Below are 24,306 nucleotides of genomic sequence, written 5' to 3'. Positions count from 1 at the left end.
TTATAAACCAAAATACTTCATATAGGTATCCATGTCTTTATCTCCCCTTCCGGACAAACAAATCACGACATTTTCGTTACCTGTAAACTTCATTTTCTCTAAATGCGCTAAGGCGTGAGCGCTTTCAATTGCCGGAATAATTCCTTCCAATTGCGTCAGTAACAGACCTGCCTGTAAGGCTTCATCATCCGTTGCAGAAACATATTCTGCTCTTAAAGTCTTGAACAAATGCGCGTGCTGAGGGCCTACACCTGGATAATCCAGTCCGGCAGAGACCGAATACGGCTCAATCACCTGTCCGTCTTCTGTTTGCATCAGGATACTTCTGCTCCCATGTAATACACCTTCTTTACCTAAAGCAGTGGTTGCCGCAGAATGACCGCTGTCTACCCCCATACCTGCCGCTTCGATGGCGATAAGTTTCACGTTTTCATCGTTGATGAAATGATAGAACATGCCCATGGCATTACTTCCACCACCTACACAAGCCAATACGTAATCTGGTTGATCGTTACCAGTCTGCTCAATTAATTGTTTTTTTGTTTCTTCTGAAATGATCGATTGAAAAGTAGCGACCATATCCGGGTAAGGATGTGGACCAACTACGGAACCGATGATGTAATGGGTGTCGATTGGGTTATTGATCCAGTCGCGCATGGCCTCATTGGTCGCATCTTTCAGTGTTTTACTACCGGAAGTTGCGGATACTACGGTTGCACCCAGCATTTTCATTCTGGCTACGTTAGGTGCCTGACGAGCGATGTCGATTTCGCCCATGTAAACTACGCATTCTAATCCGCGCAAAGCACATACGGTAGCTGTAGCCACACCATGCTGTCCTGCACCGGTTTCTGCAATGATGCGTTTTTTTCCTAATCGCTCTGCAACCAGAATCTGACCAATGGTATTGTTGATCTTATGCGCTCCGGTATGGTTCAGATCTTCTCTTTTCAGGAAGATGTTCGCACCGTATTTTTCCGAAAGGCGTTTGGCCAGGTATAATGGCGAAGGCCTGCCTACGTAATCTTTTAACAGTTGATGAAACTCCTTCTGGAAGCTTTCTTCTGCAATGATCTCCAGGTATTTGGTTCTCAGTTCCTCTACATTAGGATACAGCATTTCAGGGATGTATGCTCCTCCAAAATCACCAAAGTATCCCTTTTCGTTTACAAAATAGTTCATAATCTTGTTCTTATTTTTTATCCTGATCTAAGGCTGTTGGGGTTATTATCCTTTTGATCATTTATACATTTACAACTGGCTACTGTTTATTCTAATTTTTCTGTTTGCCTTTTTATTGGCCGGCTATCCTCTTTAAGCTAAACGGCTTTTAAATTCCTTTAGTTTAGCGAGGTCTTTTAGTCCGGGTGCTATTTCAAATTTACTGTTCACATCGATAGCAAATAGTCTCGGATCTGTAATTCTGTTCAGCATTTCCACGCTTTCTACACCGATTCCGCCACTTAAAAAATAAGGGACATCGAGGCTGTATTTCTGGAGCAATTGCCAATCGAACAGCATCCCGGAGCCACCATGATCCGGAGTTTGCGTATCAAACAAAAAGTAATCTACGATACCTACGTAAGGGTTTAGCCTGCTGAAATCGAACGCTTCATTCACACCAAAGGCTTTAATAATTTGTACTTCTTTTATTGCTGATTTTAACTTTAATTTCAACACCTGACAGAATTCCGGGCTTTCAGCACCGTGCAATTGCAAGGCATCTAACTGGTATTTATCTACCAGTTGAAGTACTGTTTCCAGTGTTTCATTGACAAAGACACCTGTTCTTTTGATGTTTTCGCTTAAGGTATCCAGCACTTCTGGTAATACTACACCGGCATATCTTTTAGAGCCTTTAAAGAAGATGAAACCCATATAGTCGGGTTGCAATGCGGCCACCTGGCTGATATTTTCCGGGTGTAGCATTCCACATATTTTCAATAGCGGAGTACTCATTATCCGATCAGGGTTTTAAAGCGTTTCAATGCGTTTTTGCTAAACAAAGATTCTTCGGCTTCATAGAAACAATCGGCAAAAGATTTGGTATCGTCTATGGTTTGTATGGCTAAAGCCGCGTTACAAAGCACCACATTATGCTGTGCATCTGTCCCATTGGCGTTTAATACGTTCATGAAGATTTCCGCTGAAGACTCAACTGTGTCGCCACCTTTAATTAAGGATTCGTCCATTTCTTCGAAACCGATATCGGCTACTTTGACTAAGGCTTCTCCTTTTTTATTGAAGATTTTATAGTCGCAGGTTAAGGAAACTTCATCAAAGCCTTTTACTGCATGAAGAATGGTATAGTTCTTATCGGTATCCTGGTATAAATAAGCGTACAAACGGGCAAGTTCCAGACTAAACACCCCTACCAATTGGTTTTTCGGCTGTGCCGGATTACACATTGGCCCAAGCATGTTGAAGAATGTTTTTACGCCCAGTTCTTTACGGATTGGCGCTACTGTTTTCATCGCCGGGTTAAACAAAGGGGCATGGATGAAGCAGATTCCGGCAGTATCCAGATTTCTTTTTAAAGTATCTGCATCGCTGGTAAATTGATAACCCAGGTATTCGATAACGTTAGAAGAACCGCAGCCCGAAGACACCCCGTAATTACCATGTTTCGCTACTTTATGACCGGCACCGGCAACTACAAAAGAAGCCAGCGTAGAGATGTTAAAAGTATCTTTTCCATCACCACCAGTACCGCAAAGATCAATCAGCTCATAATCGGAGAAGTCGAGCTTTACACAAAGGTCGAGCATCGCATCTCTAAATCCCTGCAATTCCTCAACAGTGATATTACGCATCCCGTAGGCGGTAATAAAAGCTGCAATCTGTGAAGTATTGAACTCACCTAAAGCAATAGCCGTTAAGATTTTTTGTGCCTCAGCTCTGCTGAAGGTCTTATTTTCAAATAAGTGGTTGAGTATTTTCTTCATGGGTATAAAACAAAAAGGGCTGCTTTAAAAAGCAACCCTCAAAATATTTTTATGTAAAATAAAACGTTCAGATAGGGGGTTACACTACGCTAATGCGTTGTGCCACCACCAAAGATTAAGTACGTTTGTCTGTATCATCTGAAGCAAAGATGGAATAGTTTTTAATAATTGCAAAATTTTTCTTGAAATATTAAGGATATAAGCTTGTTTTTAAGTAAAAATTGCAAATATCTTTTAATTCTTACACTGGGAACCAAACGGTTGAAAGGTTTTCTAGCTTAATATTGAGCTACAAAGTCCAGTATCTTTTGATAAAGCTGGTTGCCTCCAAAAACCATCTGACTGATCATGCCGACGTGTTTTTTACCCTTGATGATGTGGATTTCATTGGGAATATGTTGGGCGGTTAACTGCTTTTGAAGTCGTTCCGACTGGATTTGTATGGCTGGGTAGGTTTTTGCCCCGTAAAAAATCAGGTGTGGATTTTTAATTTGCTGCACATAGTTTAATGGCGATGCTTTGGTCCAGATGACCGGATTTTCCGTGAAAGTGCGCAGGAAGTTATAGTAGTTGTCGTCTTTTTCGGCTTTGCTGAGGTATTCCTGCATATCCAGTCCGAAGGCATCGTTTAAGATGACTCCTTTGATTTCCCCTTTAAACCCGGTTGCTGTGAGGTATTGTGGATCTGCATTGATGAGTTCGGCAAGATGGCCACCGGCCGAATGTCCCATCAGGAAAATCCGTTCCGGATTTCCACCGTATGAACCAATATGTTGAGAAACCCAGTCTAGGGCAGTCGCACAATCGGCCGCCATTTGCGGATATTGCTGATCGGGAGCGAGACCGTAATTGATGATCACAGCAACCAGTCCTTTGCGGGCCAGATTTCTACCCAACCACCAGTACGTTTCCTTTTTGCCACTGCTCCAGGAGCCCCCATGGATGAACAGAATAACGCCTTTTTTAGCTATTGTATCCTCCGGATAATAGATATTTAGTTGGTTGCTTATCTTGCCTTCGGCTTTACCATAGTCGATATCCTTCGCTACTTTAATTTGGGCAGCAGCAGTAAATATTTGTCCGGCAAAAGCGAATAGCATGAATAATAACCTGGTTTTCATCAATTCTAATTTATTTCATCAATTCTACTTACTTAATCAAGGCATTCTTCTCTTTGGTAAAATGGTTGAACACCAGATTATCCGTCAATGCAGGGAAGAGTTTATTAAGCCACACGGTTAATTTCCCTTGTGCGGTCATGATTAGGGTACGCTTTCTTGCGGCAATGCCGTTTACGATTCGATGTGCCACTTCATCAGCAGTCATCATTTTACCCTCTTCCATACTGGTTTCGCCATGGGCAGCACCATCTTTTGCCAATGCGGTAACGCGGATATTGGAAGCGGTGAAACCAGGACAAGCCACCATCACATGTACCCCTGTTTTTAACATTTCCGTTCTTAGCGATTCCATAAAGCCATTCATGGCAAATTTGGAAGCCGAATATCCGGTACGTCCCGGTAATCCGCGGTAGCCGGCAATAGAAGATACGCCAATTACACTGCCTTTGGTTTTCAAAATTTCAGGTAGTGCATATTTTGTACAATATACGGTGCCCCAGAAGTTTACATCCATCAGGTTTTTCAATACAGAAAGATCAAGGTCGTTGAATAAAGCGCGCATCGATAGTCCGGCGTTATTGACCAGAATGTCTATTTTACCGAAGCTGAGGATGGCTTGTTTCGTCAATTCTTCGCAGTCCTGTTCTTTGCTCACATCGGCTTGTACGGCAACGGCACGAATGCCATATTTGCTTTCCAACTCCGCCGTAATTTCGCAAAGGGTTACATATTGTCTGGCGGCAAGCACCAGGTTTGCGCCACGTTTTGCAAATTCTTCGGCACAAGCCTTTCCTATACCGGAAGATGCACCGGTAATGATGACTACTTTATTCTTAAAATCCATGCTGATTATTTGATTAATGAGTTTTCATAAGGGACTCTGGTAATGATCGAGCGGCCCAGGGTGATTTCGTCTGCATATTCCAGTTCTCCCCCAAAAGCGATTCCTCTGGCAATGGCTGTAATTGGTATCTGGAAATCTTTAAGGCGTTTATAAAGGTAGAACAGCGTGGTATCGCCTTCCATGGTTGCGCTTAAGGCCAGAATAATTTCCTTAACCGGACTGGTGGCTACGCGTTGCACTAATGAATCGATAAAAAGATCTGCCGGCCCGATGCCATCCATTGGGGAAATTAATCCGCCCAACACATGGTAAACGCCGAAATATTGCGAGGTATTCTCTACCGCCATCACGTCTCTGGTATCTTCAACCACACAAATCACTTCTTTATCGCGCTTGTTAGCCGTACAGATTTCACAGTGCAAATGGTCAGAAATGTTATGACATACGGCACAGTGCTTGATCTCCTGACGAAGCTTAATAATGGAGTTTCCGAAGTTCGAAACTTCTTCTTCTTCCTTGTTTAAAAGGTGCAATACCAAGCGTAATGCGGTCTTTTGTCCGACTCCTGGTAACTTTGAAAATTCGTTGACAGCGTCTTCAAGAAGCTTGGATGAAAAGTTCATTTTACAAATTTATATTTATCTTCCGTTATTTGATTTTTAAAATATGATTTTCTTACATTTAGCTGCTAAAAACATACTATGAGCCCAGCTATACTTTTGTCTTTTTTGATTGGTTACTTCCTGATATTGATCATTATCGCTTTTGCTACTTCAAAAAAGTCATCTGACAATGCCACCTTTTTTATCGCCAACAGGAATTCAAAATGGTATCTGGTTGCTTTTGGAATGATTGGTACAGCCCTATCCGGTGTCACTTTTATCTCCGTTCCCGGAGAAGTAGGTGCACCCGCCGGTAATCAGTTTCAATATTTTCAGTTTGTACTGGGAAATGCCGTAGGCTTTATCATCATTGCGACCGTCCTGCTGCCGCTCTATTACCGGATGAAGCTCACTTCCATTTATAGCTACATCGAAAAACGACTCGGCTTTTACAGTTATAAAACTGCGGCTTCGATATTTTTAATCAGCAGAACGATAGGTTCCGCTTTCCGCTTGTACCTTGTCGTGATCGTGTTACAGCGTTTTATCTTCGATAGTTATGGGGTTCCTTTCTGGGTAACCGTATTGATTTCACTGGCTTTAATCTGGTCTTATACCTTTAAAGGTGGCCTGAAAACCATCATCATCACGGATACTTTACAAACATTTTTCCTGGTATTATCGGTCTTCCTGACACTGTATTTTATTTGCAACAGTCTGGACATGAACATCCCGCAAGCCTTTGAAGCCATCAAATCAAGTGGTTATGCCAAGATCTTCTTCTACGAGGACTTTATGACTAACAGCTTCCATTTCAGTAAGCAGTTTATTGGTGGTGTTTTTGTGACGATTGCCATGACAGGTTTGGATCAAGATTTGATGCAAAAAAACCTGAGTATGAAAACTATTGGCGAAGCACAGAAAAATATGTTCACTTTCACAGGGATTTTTGTGATCCTGAATATCTTTTTCCTGAGTGTAGGAGCTTTGTTATATATCTACGCCGCTAAAAATGGCATCGAGATTCCTGTGGATCACTTAACCGGAAAGCCAAGAACGGATTTTCTTTTTCCGGAGATCGCACTGAATCATTTGAGTGTAGTGCCCGCTATTGTGTTCATGCTCGGATTAACAGCGGCAACTTTTGCCACTACAGATTCGGCACTAACCGCTTTGACCACCTCGTTCTGTGTAGATTTCCTGCACATGGATAAAGCTGATCAGGCCAATGCCGAAGGTGCCGTAAAGAAAAGACATCTGGTGCATGTGGCGTTTTCGCTGTTAATGTTTGTCGTGATCATTGTTTTCAATACTTTAAATGATGAATCTGTCGTTAAAGGTATCTTTAAGGTGGCCTCTTATACTTATGGGCCTCTACTTGGTTTGTATAGTTTTGGCCTTTTTGTGAAGAAAAGAGGACTTCATGATAAATTAGTACCTTTAGTATGTATCCTATCCCCTGCAGTGTGTTACCTGCTCAATGCGAACTCCGCCACTTTACTAGGCGGCTACACATTTAGTGTGGAACTGATCCTCTTGAACGGATTAATCACCTTTATCGGACTGTTGCTGATCAGTAAAAAAACAGCATCACAAACAAGATTTTAAGACCTAAATAGCTATAGAATGACAAGTGAAGAGAAAATTAGAAGTGCATTTGAAAACAAAGACTGGCAGGAAATAAAAGTTACAGATTCCTGGCAGATCTTTAAAATAATGGCCGAATTTGTAGATGGCTTTGAGAAATTAGCGAAAATCGGTCCTTGTGTTTCCATCTTCGGATCGGCAAGAACTGCAGAAACAAATAAGTACTATGAGATTGCTGTAGAATGTGGCAGGTTGCTTACAGAACGTGGATATGGCGTGATCACCGGTGGTGGTCCGGGGATTATGGAGGCAGGAAATAAAGGCGCGCACCAGAATGGTGGAAAGTCTGTAGGGTTAAATATTGACCTTCCTTTTGAGCAGTTTCACAATAAATATATTGACCATAATAAGTTGCTGGAATTTGATTATTTCTTCATCAGAAAGGTGATGTTCATGAAATACTCGCAAGGGTTTGTCGTGTTGCCTGGTGGTATGGGGACTATGGATGAGCTTTTCGAGGCGATTACCTTGATTCAGACTGGTAAAATTGCCAGATTCCCGATTGTTTTGGTAGGAAAAGAGTATTGGGGCGGTTTAGTAGATTGGATTACCTCTACGATGTTGCACCAGGAGCATAATATTCATGCAGAAGATTTGAATTTGTTCAGGTTAGTAGATACTGCGGAAGAAGCTGCGGAACATATTTTCAGGTTCTACGACAAGTATGTATTGAAACCGAATTTCTAGGGTTATGGGCTGGTTTGGCTTAAGGGCTGGATTGGTTTAAACACCTGGTTTTAAAGGTTAAGAACAAGATCATCAGCAGATTGCTTTAAGAGCTTGTTAAAATGAAAAAGATAGTTGCTCCCCTCCTCAAATCTTTCGCTAAAGGGCGAAACATTTGAATGTCGGGCTCACAACTATCTTTTTTCATTTTCAGCATCCGTCAATGATGATGATTACCAGATTATTATGATCTGGCTATTCTCTTTAGATTTTCAGTTCGATTTTAGAAATGACTTACACCACCGGAAACGACTAGTTTCATGGCTTCTGCTGCGGTCATTTTTAGCGGTTTGATCTTCTCGTTTTTCACGACATAAACTTGTCCGGCAAAAGAGTAAGAAAAGGGAAAATATACGATAGATTCTCCCGGGAGTCCGATGTTTGTCAAGTCGCTTTGGGTTAGAAATCCGATTCGCTTTAAATCGCCTTCTACTTCTACGAGGACGGGGTTATTGAATTTCTTTTCGTCTCCAACAAAAGCTTCTGTAAGGTCTTTTATGGAAGAGTAGATGAATTTCAGAATGGGCAGTCTGTCCAGGATTCTGGCAAACCAGTTGTACATGGGTTCGGTTACGAAATTGGTAACGAACACGCCAGCAATCAGGGTTATGGCTACGACAAGGGCTAAACCTAGTCCGGGAATGTTCCTGCTTGCACCAGTATTTGGATCAACGCCCAGAATATTGTTGATGTTTAACCAGCTGTCTACAGTGGTTACAGCTACGATCACAATAAAAATACTTAGCGCTATAGGCAATACAATTAAGAGTCCTTTGATGATATATCTTAATAAGGCTCTACCGATTCTGTTCATGCTGCAAAACTACTCATAAAAATAAATCCGTTTCACCCTTTGTGAAATATTAGTTAAAATCTCATAGGGAATGGTTTCAATTTGTTCGGCGAGCATGGCGATGGTTAGTTTTCCATTGAAAACTATCACTTCATCGCCTGTTTTCACATCGAGTCCGGTTACATCTAACATACACATATCCATACAGATGACGCCAACTGTTGGCACTAGTTTTCCGTTTACCAGCATTTTACCTACGCCATTACCGAATCTTCTGGTATACCCGTCCGCATAGCCGATTTTAACAGTTGCAATCGTTCCGCCATCAGGTAAGAGGCCTTGTCGGCCGTAACCAACGGTTTCATTTGCCTTGATTTCTTTGACCTGGGTGATGGTAGTTTTTAGTACGGCTACGGTTTGTAGTCCTTTATTGTGGTTTAAACCACCGTCGTGTCCATATAAACCGATCCCTAGTCGTACCATGTCCAGTTGCGCTTCCGGATGACGGGAGATTCCGGAGGTATTAGAAATATGCCAGATAAAGTTGTAGCCGAGTCCATCTGCTATCTTTTGTGCAAATGACTTGAAGCTTTGAATTTGATATTGGGTAAATTCATCATGATGGACCTCATCACTACCTACTAAATGAGAGAAAGCTGATACTACTTTGATCTTTTTACTGTTTTTTATAGTGTTTAGTAAGTTACTTAGCTCCGTTTCTTCGAAACCTAAGCGGTGCATACCGGTATCAATTTTAAGGTGCACCGGATAATTATAGCGATCCGCGGGAAGGAATCTGATGAAGCTGTTCAGGATATCGAGGTTATAGATTTCCGGTTCCAGTTTATATTTTATGATGGCATCGAAGGCGGAAGGCTCCGGACTCATCACCATAATCGGCATCGTAATCCCTCCTTTTCTCAGTGCGACACCCTCATCTGTATAGGCCACTGCCAGATAATCTACTTTATGGTATTGTAATACATTGGCGATTTCAAAGCTTCCGCTTCCATACGAAAAGGCTTTCACCATGGCCATGATTTTGACCCCGGGTTTTAGCTTATTGCGATAGAATTGCAGGTTGCCGGCTAGTCCGTTCAGGTCGATTTCTAATACGGTATCATGGACTTTTTGGGCGATCATTTTGCTGATGCGTTCAAATTCAAACTTCCTTGCTCCTTTTACCAGGATCGTCTCATCATAAAAATGTATCTCCGGAAAATGAGCTATAAAGTCTTGTGTGCTTTCATAAAATGAGGCTTCCAGATCAAATAAGGAGGCCATCGAAGAGATATTAGGGCCGATACCGATAAGTCGTTGCAGGTTTTTCTGCTTTAACAGATCTGCGATTTCTGCATACAGAACGGCTTCTTTTTTCCCGGTCTCCTGTAAATCAGATAGGATTAATGTTTTTTTAGGGTGCTGATTCTGGAGATTTAGAAAGTCGAGCGCAATGGCAAGGGAAGGGATATCTGCAACATAGGAATCGTCGATAACAGAACATTGATTGATGCCGTTTTTCAACTCCAATCGCATCCCTACTTTGTTTAGCTTTTCTAGTCGGGAGTTAGCCACCTCCGCAGAATAGCCCACAGCCAGCATCGTAGCCCAGCAAATGATGCCATTTTCAATGGAAGCCCTATCACTGAAAGGAATCAGGCATTCTATTTCTGCACCTTTATATAGGGCGCGGATATAGCTCTTATCTGCTATTGGTTCTACAACCGAAATCTGTAAATCTGCTTTTTGCGTTAAACTCCAGGAGAATTTTGTTTGTCCGGGTAGTTCTTTTGTTGGTATTCCGCTGGTATATTCCGGAGCATAAATGAAAAGTTCGGTATCCTTAAAGAGCTTTAGTTTTTCGAGCAATTTTGCTTTAGGAGAGGGAAAACCTTCTGCATGTGCTTCACCGATATTGGTTAAAATCCCAATTGTAGGTTTAATAATGCGTTGGAGTGCTTCCATTTCATTTTCTTTGGAGATTCCAGCTTCGAAAATCCCAAGGGTATGCTGTTCTTGTATACTCCAGACCGACAAAGGCACGCCGATCTGAGAATTGAAACTTTTAGGACTGCGAACGATGTTGTAATCGGCAGCTAAAAGTTGGTATAGCCATTCTTTAACTATCGTTTTTCCGTTGCTTCCGGTAATGGCCAGCACTTTTAAATCGTATTGGTCGCGGTGTGCAATGGCTAATGTTTGCAAGGCCTGCTGTACATTTTGAACCAGCAGCATGTTTGCATCCGGAAAAATGCCAAAGTATTGTTCCTCGCTGATCACAAAACTTCTGATCCCGTTTTCATAGGCCTCCTTTATATAATCATGACCATTACGTTTCGCCTGTAAGGCAAAAAACAAAGAACTTTCAGGGTCGATAACCGCTCTGCTATCTATTACCAATCGGGTAATGGTCAGGTCTGGCTGAGGACTAAAAGCTTTTGCATGAAGAATCTCCGCAAAATGGTCAATGGTATAGGTAGTGCTGCTCATAGCTTCAAAATTAAAGTATTTGCAGGGATAACCGTAGTTAAGCTGTGATTTTTTGATCGATTTAATGTCGTGTCAGATCAATTTAATACCATATTAGGTTTGATGATGCGCTTGTGCATGCTACTACCCCCGGATTTCTGTTATTGATACTACGTTTGCTGATCTTTTATTTATTGTCCTTTTTGTTCGTATCCCTTTGTTTGTATTAAAAACGTCAATATTACATTCTGTGCTGAGGATATGAAATTCTGTAGTTACCGATTGTGTATTATTGTAAACTTGGAAAATTCAGAGAAAAAAATCGTTAAGTACGATAAGAAAACCGCTTTATTCAAAGCCGAGCATTATTGTGCTTATCAGGAACGTGCGCAGCAGGAGGTCAGAAATAAGCTTTATGAATGGGGATTGAGGCCGGATGAGGTGGAAGAAAACATTTCTGAACTGATCACAACCAACTATTTGAATGAGGAAAGATTTGCTCAGGCTTATGTTTCCGGCAAGTTTAACATCAAGAAATGGGGTAAAATCAAGATCAAGCAGGCACTTAAATTAAAAAGAGTACCGGAGAAAATGATTTTGAAGGCATTAAACACGATTGATTATGATGATTATCTAAAGGCAATCCTCGCTTCTGCGGAGAAAAAGTCGAATTTAATCAAGGAATCTGATCCTTATAAAAGGAGGAATAAATTGATTACGTACCTTATGACGAAGGGTTTTGAAAATAATTTGATCATGGAAGTACTGAAAGACAATGATTTATATTAATCACTTGAATTATTTATAAAAAAAACTTGACAGATAAATAAAAGTCCCTATATTTGCATTCCCAAACAAAACAAAGGGTATTAAGAAATACACTTTACAAACTTGGCAACATCGGATGATGTTAAAATAAAAACCATGCGAAAGTAGCTCAGTTGGTAGAGCACGACCTTGCCAAGGTCGGGGTCGCGAGTTCGAATCTCGTCTTTCGCTCTAAATAACTTCAAAATCATGAAGCTATTTAATTTAAAAGGTTAACACCTGCTCAGATGGTGGAACTGGTAGACACGCAGGACTTAAAATCCTGTGACCTTAAAAGTCGTGCGGGTTCGATTCCCGCTCTGAGTACACAGCCTCTTTACGAAAGTAGAGAGGCTTTTTTTTGCCCAAAACTGAGACGGTTCGAAAAGAATTGCGTCCTTTAGGGTATGAAAACCTTGCACACGCTACTCTCTTTAATTTTCTTTTGCACTACAAGTTTATTTGCACAGCAAAATAATGCAGGCTTTATCACTGCTGATATTGATAACTTCTGGATTGCTTATGACAAGATCATCAATAGCAAAGACAGTATAGAGCAGTATAATTATTTAAATAAGTTGTATCTGGAAAAAGGAACTCCAGGTTTAAAAGCCATTATGGAGGCTCGTAACTATACCGCGAAGTCTTATATTGACGCCATCAATACCTACCCCCTATTCTGGAATTCTATCAGAAAAAACACACTTAAAGCAAAGAGCTTTGCTAAAGGGATTGCAACTGATGTAGCCAAAATGAAGAAATTATACCCGGAACTAAAGCCTGCCAATGTTTATTTCACGATTGGGGCATTAAGAACCAGCGGAACTACTTTGAATGGAATGGTGCTCATTGGCGCGGAGCTTGTCCTGACAGATTCGGACACAGAAACGAAAGAACTTATGGCTACCCTTCCCCACCTTAAGGCCTATTTTGATAGTAAACCAATTCAGAACACTGGATTCCTGAATGTTCATGAATATGTTCACACCCAACAGAAAACAACTATAGCCAACAACTTACTTGCGCAATGTACTATGGAAGGTGTAGCGGAATTTCTTGCTGTAAAAGCTACCGGAAAAACCTCCCCGACGCCGGCAATCGCCTATGGCAAAGCTTTAGCTGAAAAAGATCTGTCGGGCGATAAAAAAGGAAAAACAAATGAAGAAAGAATCAATGCCGCCTTTTCTGCGCAAATGTTTAACGCCTCAAACGGGTTCTGGTTATATAGTAATATGCAAAACCAATTCGAACAGCGGGATCTGGGCTATTATGTCGGCTATGCGATCTGTGAAAAGTACTATGAAAAAGCCAGCAACAAAAGGTTAGCCATCAAAGAAATGATCGAATTGGATTACAATGACAGCATCGCATTGGCAAAGTTTGTAGATTTATCAGGATACTTTTCGAAACCGGTGGAAACACTCAGAGCAGAATACAACCGGAACAGACCCGGAGTGACCGGCATTAAACAGCTCAAAAACTACGCTACCGACGTCGATCCCGCTATCACACAGCTAACGATTGAGTTTTCGAAGCCTATGAATAAAAGAAGAACAGGTTTTGAATTAGGGCCATCGGGAGAAAGTAAGCTGTTATTTGTGAAAAGTGTGACCGGATTTCCGGAAGATGGCAAGTCGGTAACGATAGAAATAGCGCTTTTACCAGGCAAAGAATATGAAATAATTGTCTCAGATCGCTTCACGGACGTCAATTCTATCGCTTTGAAGCCATACCTTATCAAGTTTAAAACGGCAGAAAAGTAGATAAAGGCTCTTTAATCGGGCTTAGATAGGCCTCAATTAAAATTTTATCCCCTGAAATCCAGCTTCTTCGATGAAATTTGAAAAAGAGATTATAGAAAAGTGAAAACTATCCCTATCTTCGTGGCACGTTAACAGCGAAAGTAGCTCAGTTGGTAGAGCACGACCTTGCCAAGGTCGGGGTCGCGAGTTCGAATCTCGTCTTTCGCTCAAAAGCCTTCCATTCGGAAGGCTTTTCTGTTTTTACACCAAAATTTCTTAGGCATACACCCCTTACTTCTCTTTTTAGGAGTTAATGGCAGACCAACTTTATTGGAACCGGTATATCCTGTTATTTCAACACCTCTATGGAGAAAAACATCTCTAAAATTTAGAAATTGCATCAGTCTTTAGACCTGATCAAGCTTTTTATTAAAAAAACAGGTCAGTTTAAAGGGGATCAAAAGCTTGTTTATGCATTAAAAACCGACATTTAGCACGCAAAATGAGGGACAATAAAAAATAAATGAAATTTTTCTGCTTGAAATCCAGCCTCTTCGGTGAAATCTCCCGGGGGGAGTATAGAAAAGTCAAAACAATACCTATATTTGTAATGTCATCAACGCGAAAGTAGCTCAGTTGGTAGAGCACGACCTTGCCAAGGTCGGGGTCGCGAGTTCGAATCTCGTCTTTCGCTCCAATATCTCCCGGAAAGGAGATGTTTATTTTAAAAGGTTTAACACCTGCTCAGATGGTGGAACTGGTAGACACGCAGGACTTAAAATCCTGTGACCTTAAAAGTCGTGCGGGTTCGATTCCCGCTCTGAGTACATAGCCTCTTTACAGCCCGTAAAGAGGCTTTTTTTTGTCCAAAATCTTGGTTACCACAATTAGAAATCAGCCTTGCTGATCCTATCCCCTATCAGAATAATTCTTAGCTTTATCTCCCATGAAAACCTATTTATTTAGCCTTGTGCTACTCTTCATCAGCACGACAATATTCGCACAAAAAAACACTCAGGCTACTGAAGCCGTGATCACCTATGGTTCCCGCAGCAACGGCAAAGATGTTGGCGGAGAAAAAAAGCTTTTTATCAAAGGAAACCAGGCCAGAATCTCTGGTCAGGAACGCCAGGCCAAACAAGAACAATTCCTACAATTTGCTGAAGCAGCAACCTACCAGGTACTCAACAGCAATGGAACCACATATACCTTTAAAAAACCATTTTCTGAATATGTATCCGCAGAACTAATCGCAGGTATAGACACGATCATGGGGATTCCCTGTAAAAAAGCGAAGGTTTTTATACGCTCCAATACCATTGAAATCTGGTACACAAACGACCTTAAAATTAAAGGAACACCGGATCTTACTATTGCACCCGGTATTGGTCTGATTCTAAAGACCATTCGCAATGGTAACACAGAAACATACGCGAAAAAAATTGATTACCGCAAAGTAAAGGCGGATGAACTGGCCTGGCCTAAACAATGGGGAACACTCCTTGACGAAGCCGCCTATCAGCGTCAGATCATCGAAAGTCGGTACCAAACGATTAACATCTTTAACAAAGAAAAGATCAGTTTTGGAAACAAAATAGAAAACCCTGTAGCGGATCAAAGCAATGTAACTTATCATTTTTCTGCTGGTACCGTAATCCTTAAAAAAGTAAAGCTTCCGGCGGTACAACCGGGACAGTCGGTATTTGCAGAGCTGATCCAGAATTCTAATGGTGATGCTTACGACAGAACAGGTTCGGTATTTATGATCCCTGTAGATAAATCAGTTTCTTTCCTGAATGCCTTACAAAACGGAATACAGGCTTTACCGGTGTACAATGCCCGTAATGGCAAAAAATACCAGGGCGTAACCGCTACTGACAATTACCTGCCACCTTTAGAACTGATGCGTTTCTTCACTTCATTTGGTGTGAAACATTTCAATGCACAAGCTAAAATAAAAGGTTACAACTGGGCAGATTCAGTGATTTACAAACAAGATATTACCGTCCTTGCGCCAAGATTACAAGGCGAGGTATGGATTGGCGTGTTTATCGGAAATTATGATAAAGGCGGTCATACCGCAAGCTTAAACCTGAATTATTATCCAGGTTATGAGGGCGAAAAAGAGAAAGAAAAGAAATCTTTTATCATGCCGGTGTTTAACACCACAAACCTGATGGAAATGGCTGGACAAGAGTACGGAACCATGTTTGAAAAAGATTCTCTAACCGTAACGATTGATGTGCCGCAGGGTGTAAAAAACTTAAGGTTAAGGTACCTGACAACCGGTCACGGTGGCTGGGGGAAAGGCGATGAATTCGTTCCAAAAATGAATGAGATTTTTGTAGATGGTAAACGCGTTTATCATTTTATTCCATGGAGAGAAGATTGTGCAACTTACCGTTTTAGCAACCCTTCTTCCGGTAATTTCGGAAATGGTTTATCTTCTTCGGATTTAAGTCGCTCCAACTGGTGTCCGGGAACGCTTACGCTTCCTGTAGAAATCCCATTAGAAAACCTTAGTCCAGGTAAACATACCTTACAAGTGGCCATCCCTCTGGGAAAACCAGAAGGCACCAGCTTTAGTTCCTGGAATGTTTCCGGCGTATTAATCGGCGACCAGGAGTAGCCCTTTCTCATTTTCTGTAAAGCCCCAAAAAGTATTTACCTTTTTGGGGCTTTCTTATGATGGTTGTTTCCAACTTAATGATGGATATTTCCATTTCCTCCTGTAGAAAACAGGCCTTTCCATTTCCTTAATAAAGCGATAACGAAACTCCGGAATCCGACAGACAAACACCTCTAAATCTTACATTTATCTGTTTATACTTCTTTGGACTAACAATCGCATAGCCGTACCTTTATAAGGTACAGTTATTGTGACCATAACCTCAAAGACCGATATCATGAATGAAGATTTGGATATGTTGGAGCAATCCGCACTAAACGACTACAAGTACGGCTTTACTACAAAAATAGATACGGACACCATCCCTAAGGGATTAAATGAGGGCGTTATCGAACTCATTTCTAAAAAAAAGAACGAGCCGGAATGGATGCTCGCCTGGCGCCTTAAAGCCTATGCCTACTGGTTAAAGCTGGAAGAACCTACCTGGGCCAACATCAAACACCCTCCTATCAATTACCAGGATATTATTTATTACGCGGCCCCGAAACAAAAAGAACAACTCAACAGCCTTGATGAAGTTGACCCGGAACTGCTGCGCACTTTTGAAAAACTAGGAATTTCCCTGAATGAACAAAAGAGACTAACCGGAGTGGCGGTTGATGTGGTGATGGATAGTGTCTCTATTGCGACCTCTTTTAAAGAACAGTTGTCCGAAATCGGGGTCATATTTTGTTCCATTTCTGAAGCCATTCAAAAGCATCCTGACCTGGTAAAAAAACACCTGGGTTCGGTAGTTCCAATGACCGACAATTATTTTGCGGCATTAAATTCGGCAGTCTTTACCGATGGATCTTTCTGTTATATTCCTAAAGGGGTCAGGTGCCCGATGGAGCTCTCTACTTATTTCAGGATCAACGCCGAAAACTCCGGACAATTTGAAAGAACTTTGATCATTGCTGAAGAAGAGAGTTATGTGAGTTATCTGGAAGGTTGTACCGCACCCATGCGGGACGAAAACCAGTTACACGCAGCAGTGGTGGAACTTATTGCCATGAAAAAGGCCGAGATCAAGTATTCTACGGTTCAAAACTGGTATCCGGGTGATAAAGAAGGAAAGGGAGGAATTTACAACTTCGTTACCAAACGTGGTATTTGTCAGGGCGACTACGCAAAGATCTCCTGGACACAGGTAGAAACCGGTTCTGCGATCACCTGGAAATACCCGAGTGTGATCCTCAAAGGAGATTATACCATCGGTGAATTTTATTCTGTGGCCTTTACCAATCACCACCAGCAAGCGGATACCGGCACCAAAATGATACATCTCGGAAAAAACACGAGAAGCAGAATTGTTGCCAAAGGGATCTCTGCCGGACAAGGTCAGAACAGTTACCGGGGTCTCGTTCGGGCGGCTAAAGGGGCACTGAATGCGCGGAATTATTCGCAATGCGACTCCCTCCTACTTGGAGATCAATGTGGTGCACATACCTTCCCTTATATCGAAGTAAAAAACAAAAGCACCATTATAGAGCATGAAGCCACCACTTCAAAAATCGGAGAAGACCAGCTTTTCTACTGTCGCCAGCGGGGTATTGATTCCGAAGCTGCAGTAGCGCTGATCGTTAACGGCTTTGCCAAAGAAGTGATGAATCAGCTCCCGATGGAGTTTGCTATAGAAGCGCAAAAGCTACTGGCCATCAGTATGGAAGGTAGTGTTGGCTAATTTAGAATCCTTTAAATTTCAAATATGATGTTATCTATCAAGAATATACATGCAAATATTGGGAGCAACGAGATCCTGAAAGGCATCAATCTGGACATTAAAGCCGGCGAAGTCCATGCCATTATGGGCCCCAATGGCTCCGGAAAAAGCACTTTAGCCTCCGTACTTGCAGGAAGAGAAGAGTATGAAGTTACAGCGGGTACGGTTAGCTTTTTGGGTAAAAACTTATTGGATTTATCTATTGAAGACCGCGCAAGGGAGGGTTTATTCCTTGCTTTTCAATATCCGGTTGAAATCCCCGGGGTGAGTACTACGAATTTCATTAAGGCGGCAGTGAATGAAAAGCGGAAATATAACGGCCAGGAGCCACTGGATGCACTCGCGTTTTTGAAAATCATGAAAGAGAAAATGGCCCTGGTGGAGATTGATCAATCTTTACTCAGCAGGTCGATTAATGAGGGATTTTCTGGGGGAGAAAAGAAACGTAATGAAATATTTCAGATGGCCATGCTGGAACCGAAACTCGCCATTCTTGATGAAACAGATTCCGGGCTGGACATTGATGCCCTGCGTATCGTAGCGAATGGCATCAATAAATTGAGAAATGAAAACCGGGCGATATTACTGATCACCCATTACCAACGATTACTGGACTATATCCAGCCAGATTATGTCCATGTGCTTTACAACGGACGTATTGTTAAATCGGGTACTAAGGAGCTTGCCCTGGAACTGGAAGAAAAAGGATATGATTTTATTACTGATGAAAGAGATTTGAATCATGACTAACCTAGCTTATTTTAAAGATCAATTTGAGGGTTTAGCAGCTATTGACTCTGCTGATACGATCAGGGAACTTAGTAAAGCCGCCTTTGATACTTTTAATCAATCCGGATTACCTACATATAAGCTGGAAGAATGGAAATACACCAATATCAGCAGCTTATTTGACAAGAATTATCAGTTTTCAAAAGATAACCTCAGCCCTTCCGCGCTGAAAGCAGTCCAATTACCCGGACACCAGGAAGCCAACGAGCTTTACTTTATAGACGGACGTTTTATGCCTGGTTTATCAAAAATGATCTCTTCTGAAAAAGAGCTGATCATTTTACCCCTGGAAGAAGCGGCAAGAGGCCCTTATCAGAAGATTGTAGCCGAACATCTGGGTAGTAGCAGTAAATACCTGAAAGACGGCCTCCATGCGTTAAACACCGCATTTATACAGTCAGGTGTTTTCATTTACCTTCCCAAAGGGCAACAATTGGAAACTCCCTTATATTTACACCATATCAATCAGGCACAAACAGAAAACGTACTTTCCCAACCCCGCAGCCTGGTTTATTTAGCCGAAAACACGAATTTACAACTGGTAGAAACCTATACCACACTGGGTACGATGGACAGTTTCAGTAATGAAGTGATCGAAATTGTGCTGCAGGAAAATGCCTGCCTGGCTTACTATAAGCTTCAGAATGATGGCCCTAATGCCGCTCAGGTGAGCAGTACGCAGATTCATCAAATCGGAAAAAGCAATGTGCAAACCTTAACGATTTCCCTGAACGGTGGCGTAATCCGGAATAACCTGAACCTGATTTTAGACGCATCAGGCAATGAAACACATTTGTATGGTCTTTCTCTTTTGAAAGGGAACAGTCACGTAGATCACCATACTTTGGTGGACAATAAACAGCCAAATTGCTTTAGTAACCAGCTTTACAAAGGAATTGCAGATGATACTGCGACCGGGGTTTTCAGTGGAAGAATCATTGTTCAGCCAGATGCTCAAAAGACTAATGCTTATCAATCCAGCAAGAATATCATTTTATCAGAACGGGCAACTATTAATGCTAAACCACAACTGGAAATCTTTGCTGATGACGTAAAATGTTCTCACGGCTGCACTGTCGGACAGCTGGATGAAGAAGCCATGTTCTATTTAAGAGCCAGAGGAATTCCTTTAAAAACGGCTGAATCTTTACTATTACAGGCATTTGCATCCGATATCCTGAACCAGATTAAGCTGGAACCTTTACGTAAACACGTTGAACAATTAATTATAGCCCAGCTAGCCAGCTCCTAAAATGAAAACATCATACACAAAACCGGTTTTTGAGCTACAGGCCATCAGGGCTCAGTTCCCTATCCTGAGCAGGAAAGTTAAAGAGAAGAATCTGATCTATTTTGATAATGCGGCAACTTCCCAAAAACCGCAATGCGTAATTGATGCGTTAAGCGACTATTACAGTCGGTATAACGCCAACATCCACCGCGGAATACATACGCTCGCAGAAGAAGCTACATTGGCTTATGAAGCTAGTCGCAATGCCGTTCAGGAGTTCATTGGGGCGGCAATACCGGAAGAAATTATCTTTACACGCGGAACAACGGAAGGAATCAATCTGGTAGCCTATACCTGGGGCCGGCAAAACATCAATGCCGGTGATGAAATTCTAATCTCCGGAATGGAACACCATTCTAATATCGTGCCCTGGCAAATCCTTTGTCAGGAGAAAAAGGCGGTTTTAAAAGTCATACCGGTATTGGATGACGGGACGCTTTCTATGGAGCAATATCAGCAGTTGCTGAATGAAAAAACTAAGCTGGTAGCCATTGTGCAGGTTTCAAATTCACTGGGCACCGTAAATCCTGTCAAAGATATGATTGCAATGGCACATCAGTTTGGTGCGAAAGTATTGGTAGATGGGGCACAATCCGCGGTACACCTGGACATCGATGTACAGGATTTAGACTGTGATTTCTTTGCTTTTTCGGGCCATAAATTGTATGCGCCTACCGGCATTGGCGTCCTCTATGGCAAGCAAAAACTACTGGATGAGATGCCGGTTTTTCAGGGCGGCGGGGAAATGATCAAAGAGGTGAGTTTTGAGGGGACCACCTATAACGACCTACCCTATAAATATGAAGCAGGAACACCGAATATTGCTGATACGATTGTCTTAAAAACGGCACTAGACTTTATCAAAAGCATAGGAAAAGATCAAATCAGAAAACATGAGAACGAATTACTGGAATATGCAAGTAGCCAACTCGAAAACATACCTGGCCTGGAGATCATTGGAAAAGCGAAAGAGAAAGTAAGTCTGGTTTCATTTGTGTTCAAAAACATCCACCCACATGACGTTGGTATCTTACTGGATCATCTAGGTATTGCGGTAAGAACCGGGCACCATTGCACCCAGCCACTGATGAAACGCTTTGGCATTCCAGGCACTATCAGGGCTTCTTTTGCCCTTTACAATACAAAAGAAGAAATAGATATCCTTCTGGCAGGAATCTATAAATCCATTAAAATGTTATCCTGATGAATCAAAAGAGCATAGCTGAGATAGAAAAAGAAATCATTTCTGATTTTTCCATGTTTGACAGCTGGGAGGACAAATATGAATACCTGATTGATTTGGGAAAACAATTGCCAGCATTGGAAGAAAGTTATAAAACCACAGATCACAAGATCAAAGGCTGTCAATCCAGCGTCTGGCTGATCGCCTCCTATCAGGATGGGAAGGTGTTTTTTAAAGCCGACAGCGATGCGATGATCGTAAAAGGTTTGGTCAGTATGCTCATTAAAGTACTCTCCGGACAATCGCCAAAAGCCATCCTGGAGGGCAAACTGGAATTCTTCAAAGAGATCGGGATGTTCAGTCACCTGGCGCAAACCAGATCCAACGGTTTATTGGCGATGATCAAACAAATAAAAAACTACGCGTTGGCTTATCAATCCATACAGCAAACTGAAAACAAATAGATCATGGACACAGAAGAATTGAGACAAAAAGTAATTGACTGCTTACAGACCATATATGATCCGGAAATACCGGTCAGTATTTATGAACTTGGGTTAATCTATGAAATTGAGATCATGCCTCCTTTCCAGAATGTTCAGATTCTGATGACCCTGACTGCGCCGGGTTGCCCTGCTGCACAAAGTATCCCCCTGGAAGTAGAAGAAAAAGTGAAAAAGATTGAAGGGGTAAATGAAGTCGCTGTCATCGTAACCTGGACACCGCCATGGAACCGGGATATGATGTCGGAAAGTGCAAAATTCGAATTAGGAATGATGTGAAATGCGGATTTAGAAGTATTTTAAAATAAAGACTACTATTTTAGTATACTTTATATATATTTGCTGCTGTAGGTGCCACACCTGCTTACCTAGTCATGTGGCCGAGTGGTTAGGTATGGGTCTGCAAAACCTTTCACGGCGGTTCGAATCCGCCCATGACGTCATCAAAAGCTTGCCTTCCGGCAGGCTTTTCTTTTTAGTTTCAATTGAAAATCAAGGGCAAAAAGAAACGGGGATGTAACTTCCAGCCACATCCCCGTCATCTAAATTAACGCTCTCCTATATAAGACGACTAAATCATCGGATTATTGTATACGTTTTAAAAAATATTAATTCTCATAGAACTCTATGGGCAACAAATCAGGGTCTGCAATAAAGGTAAATCGCTTACCTGTAAACTCATCTATTCTGATGGGCTCTGGTTCCACTCCTTTTTCTTTCAACACCTGAATAACATTGTCCAGATCATCCACCTGAAAAGCCAGGTGTCTTAAACCCAATGATTCTGGTCTGGAAGGTCTTGCAGGCGGATTAGGAAAAGAGAAAAGCTCGATCAAATACTCCCCGTTCAAGGCAAGATCAAGTTTATAAGAATCTCTTTCTGCCCGATATACTTCCCGAATGATGGTTAAGCCCAATACATCCGTATAAAAAATCTTAGAAATGGTATAATCGCTGCAAATTACTGCGATATGGTGAATTTTAGTTAACATGGAATTACTTTGGTGTTATGGTTAACCGATAAATCTGTCCTTTATTACCTGCAAGCAGGATAAGATCACCGGTTTTTGATTTTTGAATCACATTCATGCTGACTGATGAAATATTATACCAGTTATTACCACCATCAGAAGAAACATCCGTTCCTGAACTTCCGGTAGCAATCAGCATTTTTTCTGTGATATAGATTACCCCGGAGCGGTAGCCATCTACTGGTTTATCTGGTTTAACCCAGGTTTTACCGCCATTGCTGGTTAATAAAACATTGTTTTCATTTTCTTTATCTTTCAGGTAGTCACCACCCACTACAATTCCATGATCATCATCATAAAAATCCATAGAAAAGGGCCCGGTACTATTTTCTCCCTGAAGGATTGGACATTCGAAAATCTGCCAGGTAGAGCCAAAATTACTGGAGTAATAAATATTAGAAACTTTTCCTCCGGTAGCAATCCAGACTTTCCCGTTGCCCAGGGTTTTAATGGTAGTTCCACTGGCAGCAAAAGCTGCTTCGCCAACGCCCATTTTCGCCTGGAGGTTTTCAGAAATATCATTCCAGGAAATGCCCCCGTCAATTGTTCTCAACAGTTGCATTTTACTATTAATCGGATCGCCAAAAACAATTCCACGCTGTTCATTCCAGAAGCCCATTCCATCTAAGAAGATGGCAGAATCCAGGTTTTTATAACGCTCCGTCCAGGTTTTACCGCCATCAGTAGTTTGTAAAATGTAGGCAGGAGAACCTGCATTTACTACGATTGCTTTATCCGCATCAAAGGCTTCAATATCTCTAAAATCTAGTTTTTCATGCCCTGCAGGTATGATCCATTCCCAGGTTTTGCCAGCGTCAGTAGTTTTACCAATATGGCCATTACTACCACTTACCCAGGCGACCTGGCCAGAAACCACACTTATTCCCCGCAGACTGGTATTCTCTCCGGTAGTTACCGGAATCAGGTCGTAGGTTTGTGAAAAAGAGTATAAAGGAAAAAATAATAAACAAAAAATAAGTCCTCTCATCTATTTAAATCTTTTCCAAACATCCGTTCTACCAATCAGAGAGAAGCCTATATAACCTCTCACATTCAAATCTCCATTGCTTTTCAAACTCATATTACAGCTGTAAGTTTTCCCTACTTTCGGGTCATAAATTGTACCATCTACCCATTTACCATCATCGTAAACAAAGTCCTTTAGCATTTCAAGGCCCAATACTGGTCTTGTTTTTAAGTTAGCACCTGGATTTTTCACGTCTAGTTTAGGATTACCTTTTTCGTCTTTCGGTTCTTTTAACCAGACGATTTTACCAAAGAAGCGGTCTCCTTTTTTAAAAATATCAATGTGTGCTTCACCGGAAGAATTAACCCATTGTCCCAAAATAGCATCGCTGGTTTGAGAAAACCCTGAGAAAGAAATTGCAGTGAATAGCAGTAACAACGAAATGTATCTCATAT

The 24,306-nt window shown here is 41.6% G+C and carries 22 protein-coding genes and 6 tRNA genes; 17 read left to right on the top strand and 11 right to left on the bottom strand.

The genetic code is table 11. From position 1 onward, the window contains the following. The 6 genes from trpB to recR form a co-directional block, all read right to left on the bottom strand. The gene (gene trpB, locus R2Q66_RS13775; protein WP_316749889.1) at positions 1 to 1,182 is read right to left on the bottom strand and encodes a tryptophan synthase subunit beta; all 1,182 of its coding nucleotides are present in this window, start codon (positions 1,180 to 1,182) and stop codon (positions 1 to 3) included. A gap of 132 nt (positions 1,183 to 1,314) precedes the next feature. Then, entirely contained in the window at positions 1,315 to 1,959 is a 645-nt protein-coding gene (locus R2Q66_RS13770) for a phosphoribosylanthranilate isomerase (protein WP_316749887.1), read from the bottom strand. Beyond that, the gene (trpD, locus tag R2Q66_RS13765) at positions 1,959 to 2,945 is read right to left on the bottom strand and encodes an anthranilate phosphoribosyltransferase (protein WP_316749885.1); all 987 of its coding nucleotides are present in this window, start codon (positions 2,943 to 2,945) and stop codon (positions 1,959 to 1,961) included. Before trpD ends, R2Q66_RS13770 begins: the two co-directional genes overlap by 1 nt. A gap of 278 nt (positions 2,946 to 3,223) precedes the next feature. Continuing rightward, positions 3,224 to 4,066 carry an alpha/beta hydrolase gene (locus R2Q66_RS13760; RefSeq protein WP_316749883.1) on the bottom strand — a complete coding sequence of 281 codons (843 nt, stop codon included), beginning with the start codon at positions 4,064 to 4,066 and terminating at the stop codon, positions 3,224 to 3,226. A 28-nt stretch (positions 4,067 to 4,094) separates the two neighbouring features. Then, entirely contained in the window at positions 4,095 to 4,910 is an 816-nt protein-coding gene (locus R2Q66_RS13755) for an SDR family oxidoreductase (protein ID WP_316749881.1), read from the bottom strand. A 5-nt stretch (positions 4,911 to 4,915) separates the two neighbouring features. Next, the gene (recR, locus tag R2Q66_RS13750) at positions 4,916 to 5,533 is read right to left on the bottom strand and encodes a recombination mediator RecR (protein WP_316749879.1); all 618 of its coding nucleotides are present in this window, start codon (positions 5,531 to 5,533) and stop codon (positions 4,916 to 4,918) included. Between the two features lie 78 nt (positions 5,534 to 5,611). Here recR and R2Q66_RS13745 point away from each other — a divergent pair, with 78 nt between their 5' ends. Both R2Q66_RS13745 and R2Q66_RS13740 read left to right on the top strand, forming a co-directional pair. After that, on the top strand, positions 5,612 to 7,120 hold the full coding sequence (locus tag R2Q66_RS13745) for a sodium:solute symporter (protein WP_316749877.1): 1,509 nt from the start codon (positions 5,612 to 5,614) through the stop codon (positions 7,118 to 7,120). 18 nt (positions 7,121 to 7,138) lie between these two features. Further along, positions 7,139 to 7,846 carry a TIGR00730 family Rossman fold protein gene (locus R2Q66_RS13740; RefSeq protein ID WP_316749875.1) on the top strand — a complete coding sequence of 236 codons (708 nt, stop codon included), beginning with the start codon at positions 7,139 to 7,141 and terminating at the stop codon, positions 7,844 to 7,846. 262 nt (positions 7,847 to 8,108) lie between these two features. Here the strand turns inward: R2Q66_RS13740 and R2Q66_RS13735 are convergent, their stop codons facing one another. Beyond that, entirely contained in the window at positions 8,109 to 8,699 is a 591-nt protein-coding gene (locus tag R2Q66_RS13735; protein ID WP_316749873.1) for a DUF502 domain-containing protein, read from the bottom strand. Positions 8,700 to 8,708: 9 nt separating this feature from the next. Beyond that, positions 8,709 to 11,168 carry a bifunctional UDP-N-acetylmuramoyl-tripeptide:D-alanyl-D-alanine ligase/alanine racemase gene (locus tag R2Q66_RS13730; RefSeq protein ID WP_316749872.1) on the bottom strand — a complete coding sequence of 820 codons (2,460 nt, stop codon included), beginning with the start codon at positions 11,166 to 11,168 and terminating at the stop codon, positions 8,709 to 8,711. A gap of 279 nt (positions 11,169 to 11,447) precedes the next feature. Between R2Q66_RS13730 and R2Q66_RS13725 the strand changes: the two genes are divergently transcribed. The 15 genes from R2Q66_RS13725 to R2Q66_RS13655 all read left to right on the top strand — a co-directional run bounded on the left by R2Q66_RS13725 (position 11,448) and on the right by R2Q66_RS13655 (position 22,294). Beyond that, on the top strand, positions 11,448 to 11,936 hold the full coding sequence (locus R2Q66_RS13725; RefSeq protein ID WP_316749871.1) for a regulatory protein RecX: 489 nt from the start codon (positions 11,448 to 11,450) through the stop codon (positions 11,934 to 11,936). Between the two features lie 137 nt (positions 11,937 to 12,073). Beyond that, positions 12,074 to 12,146: transfer RNA gene (locus tag R2Q66_RS13720), tRNA-Gly, on the top strand. Between the two features lie 50 nt (positions 12,147 to 12,196). After that, positions 12,197 to 12,281: transfer RNA gene (locus R2Q66_RS13715), tRNA-Leu, on the top strand. Between the two features lie 80 nt (positions 12,282 to 12,361). Then, positions 12,362 to 13,717 (top strand): hypothetical protein, encoded by a 1,356-nt coding sequence (locus tag R2Q66_RS13710; protein WP_316749868.1) that lies wholly within the window; start codon positions 12,362 to 12,364, stop codon positions 13,715 to 13,717. A gap of 134 nt (positions 13,718 to 13,851) precedes the next feature. Further along, positions 13,852 to 13,924, top strand: a tRNA-Gly gene (locus R2Q66_RS13705). Positions 13,925 to 14,317: 393 nt separating this feature from the next. Beyond that, positions 14,318 to 14,393, top strand: a tRNA-Gly gene (locus R2Q66_RS13700). A gap of 45 nt (positions 14,394 to 14,438) precedes the next feature. After that, a tRNA-Leu gene (locus R2Q66_RS13695) sits at positions 14,439 to 14,523 on the top strand. Positions 14,524 to 14,642: 119 nt separating this feature from the next. Then, positions 14,643 to 16,325 (top strand): PNGase F N-terminal domain-containing protein, encoded by a 1,683-nt coding sequence (locus R2Q66_RS13690; RefSeq protein ID WP_316749866.1) that lies wholly within the window; start codon positions 14,643 to 14,645, stop codon positions 16,323 to 16,325. Between the two features lie 277 nt (positions 16,326 to 16,602). Then, positions 16,603 to 18,048 carry a Fe-S cluster assembly protein SufB gene (sufB, locus tag R2Q66_RS13685; RefSeq protein ID WP_316749864.1) on the top strand — a complete coding sequence of 482 codons (1,446 nt, stop codon included), beginning with the start codon at positions 16,603 to 16,605 and terminating at the stop codon, positions 18,046 to 18,048. 27 nt (positions 18,049 to 18,075) lie between these two features. Then, complete coding sequence (gene sufC / locus R2Q66_RS13680) at positions 18,076 to 18,837, top strand: Fe-S cluster assembly ATPase SufC (protein WP_316749991.1); 762 nt, start codon at positions 18,076 to 18,078, stop codon at positions 18,835 to 18,837. Continuing rightward, positions 18,830 to 20,128 carry a Fe-S cluster assembly protein SufD gene (sufD, locus tag R2Q66_RS13675; protein ID WP_316749862.1) on the top strand — a complete coding sequence of 433 codons (1,299 nt, stop codon included), beginning with the start codon at positions 18,830 to 18,832 and terminating at the stop codon, positions 20,126 to 20,128. Before sufC ends, sufD begins: the two co-directional genes overlap by 8 nt. A gap of 1 nt (position 20,129) precedes the next feature. Then, complete coding sequence (locus R2Q66_RS13670; protein WP_316749859.1) at positions 20,130 to 21,371, top strand: cysteine desulfurase; 1,242 nt, start codon at positions 20,130 to 20,132, stop codon at positions 21,369 to 21,371. Further along, a complete protein-coding gene (locus tag R2Q66_RS13665; RefSeq protein ID WP_316749857.1) occupies positions 21,371 to 21,814 on the top strand; it encodes a SufE family protein in 444 nt (147 codons plus the stop codon). Before R2Q66_RS13670 ends, R2Q66_RS13665 begins: the two co-directional genes overlap by 1 nt. Positions 21,815 to 21,817: 3 nt before the next feature. Continuing rightward, entirely contained in the window at positions 21,818 to 22,132 is a 315-nt protein-coding gene (locus R2Q66_RS13660; RefSeq protein WP_316749856.1) for an iron-sulfur cluster assembly protein, read from the top strand. Positions 22,133 to 22,223: 91 nt separating this feature from the next. Further along, a tRNA-Cys gene (locus tag R2Q66_RS13655) sits at positions 22,224 to 22,294 on the top strand. Between the two features lie 167 nt (positions 22,295 to 22,461). Here the strand turns inward: R2Q66_RS13655 and R2Q66_RS13650 are convergent. From R2Q66_RS13650 to R2Q66_RS13640, 3 genes are read right to left on the bottom strand one after another with little or no spacing between them, the layout of a single operon-like run. After that, positions 22,462 to 22,845, bottom strand: coding sequence for a VOC family protein (locus tag R2Q66_RS13650; protein WP_316749855.1), 384 nt, complete (start codon positions 22,843 to 22,845; stop codon positions 22,462 to 22,464). Between the two features lie 4 nt (positions 22,846 to 22,849). Further along, positions 22,850 to 23,872 (bottom strand): WD40/YVTN/BNR-like repeat-containing protein, encoded by a 1,023-nt coding sequence (locus R2Q66_RS13645; protein WP_316749854.1) that lies wholly within the window; start codon positions 23,870 to 23,872, stop codon positions 22,850 to 22,852. Then, positions 23,873 to 24,304, bottom strand: a complete 432-nt coding sequence (locus R2Q66_RS13640) for a DUF2147 domain-containing protein (RefSeq protein ID WP_316749853.1) — start codon at positions 24,302 to 24,304, stop codon at positions 23,873 to 23,875. Between the last annotated feature and the right edge of the window lie 2 nt (positions 24,305 to 24,306).

The sequence above is a fragment of the Pedobacter gandavensis genome (assembly GCF_032677645.1).
Lineage (GTDB): Bacteria > Bacteroidota > Bacteroidia > Sphingobacteriales > Sphingobacteriaceae > Pedobacter > Pedobacter gandavensis_A.
This window is presented reverse-complemented; position numbering and strand designations above follow the sequence as displayed.

Excerpts from the sequence above, each read along its gene's own strand:
- R2Q66_RS13745 (WP_316749877.1), top strand. The coding sequence starts at position 5,612 with ATGAGCCCAGCTATACTTTTGTCTTTTTTGATTGGTTACTTCCTGATA.
- sufB (WP_316749864.1), top strand. The coding sequence starts at position 16,603 with ATGAATGAAGATTTGGATATGTTGGAGCAATCCGCACTAAACGACTAC.
- R2Q66_RS13650 (WP_316749855.1), bottom strand. The coding sequence starts at position 22,845 with ATGTTAACTAAAATTCACCATATCGCAGTAATTTGCAGCGATTATACC.
- R2Q66_RS13740 (WP_316749875.1), top strand. The coding sequence starts at position 7,139 with ATGACAAGTGAAGAGAAAATTAGAAGTGCATTTGAAAACAAAGACTGG.
- R2Q66_RS13760 (WP_316749883.1), bottom strand. The coding sequence starts at position 4,066 with ATGAAAACCAGGTTATTATTCATGCTATTCGCTTTTGCCGGACAAATA.
- R2Q66_RS13755 (WP_316749881.1), bottom strand. The coding sequence starts at position 4,910 with ATGGATTTTAAGAATAAAGTAGTCATCATTACCGGTGCATCTTCCGGT.
- R2Q66_RS13640 (WP_316749853.1), bottom strand. The coding sequence starts at position 24,304 with ATGAGATACATTTCGTTGTTACTGCTATTCACTGCAATTTCTTTCTCA.
- sufD (WP_316749862.1), top strand. The coding sequence starts at position 18,830 with ATGACTAACCTAGCTTATTTTAAAGATCAATTTGAGGGTTTAGCAGCT.
- trpB (WP_316749889.1), bottom strand. The coding sequence starts at position 1,182 with ATGAACTATTTTGTAAACGAAAAGGGATACTTTGGTGATTTTGGAGGA.
- R2Q66_RS13710 (WP_316749868.1), top strand. The coding sequence starts at position 12,362 with ATGAAAACCTTGCACACGCTACTCTCTTTAATTTTCTTTTGCACTACA.
- R2Q66_RS13645 (WP_316749854.1), bottom strand. The coding sequence starts at position 23,872 with ATGAGAGGACTTATTTTTTGTTTATTATTTTTTCCTTTATACTCTTTT.
- sufC (WP_316749991.1), top strand. The coding sequence starts at position 18,076 with ATGTTATCTATCAAGAATATACATGCAAATATTGGGAGCAACGAGATC.
- R2Q66_RS13735 (WP_316749873.1), bottom strand. The coding sequence starts at position 8,699 with ATGAACAGAATCGGTAGAGCCTTATTAAGATATATCATCAAAGGACTC.
- R2Q66_RS13670 (WP_316749859.1), top strand. The coding sequence starts at position 20,130 with ATGAAAACATCATACACAAAACCGGTTTTTGAGCTACAGGCCATCAGG.
- R2Q66_RS13770 (WP_316749887.1), bottom strand. The coding sequence starts at position 1,959 with ATGAGTACTCCGCTATTGAAAATATGTGGAATGCTACACCCGGAAAAT.
- trpD (WP_316749885.1), bottom strand. The coding sequence starts at position 2,945 with ATGAAGAAAATACTCAACCACTTATTTGAAAATAAGACCTTCAGCAGA.
- R2Q66_RS13660 (WP_316749856.1), top strand. The coding sequence starts at position 21,818 with ATGGACACAGAAGAATTGAGACAAAAAGTAATTGACTGCTTACAGACC.
- recR (WP_316749879.1), bottom strand. The coding sequence starts at position 5,533 with ATGAACTTTTCATCCAAGCTTCTTGAAGACGCTGTCAACGAATTTTCA.
- R2Q66_RS13665 (WP_316749857.1), top strand. The coding sequence starts at position 21,371 with ATGAATCAAAAGAGCATAGCTGAGATAGAAAAAGAAATCATTTCTGAT.
- R2Q66_RS13730 (WP_316749872.1), bottom strand. The coding sequence starts at position 11,168 with ATGAGCAGCACTACCTATACCATTGACCATTTTGCGGAGATTCTTCAT.
- R2Q66_RS13690 (WP_316749866.1), top strand. The coding sequence starts at position 14,643 with ATGAAAACCTATTTATTTAGCCTTGTGCTACTCTTCATCAGCACGACA.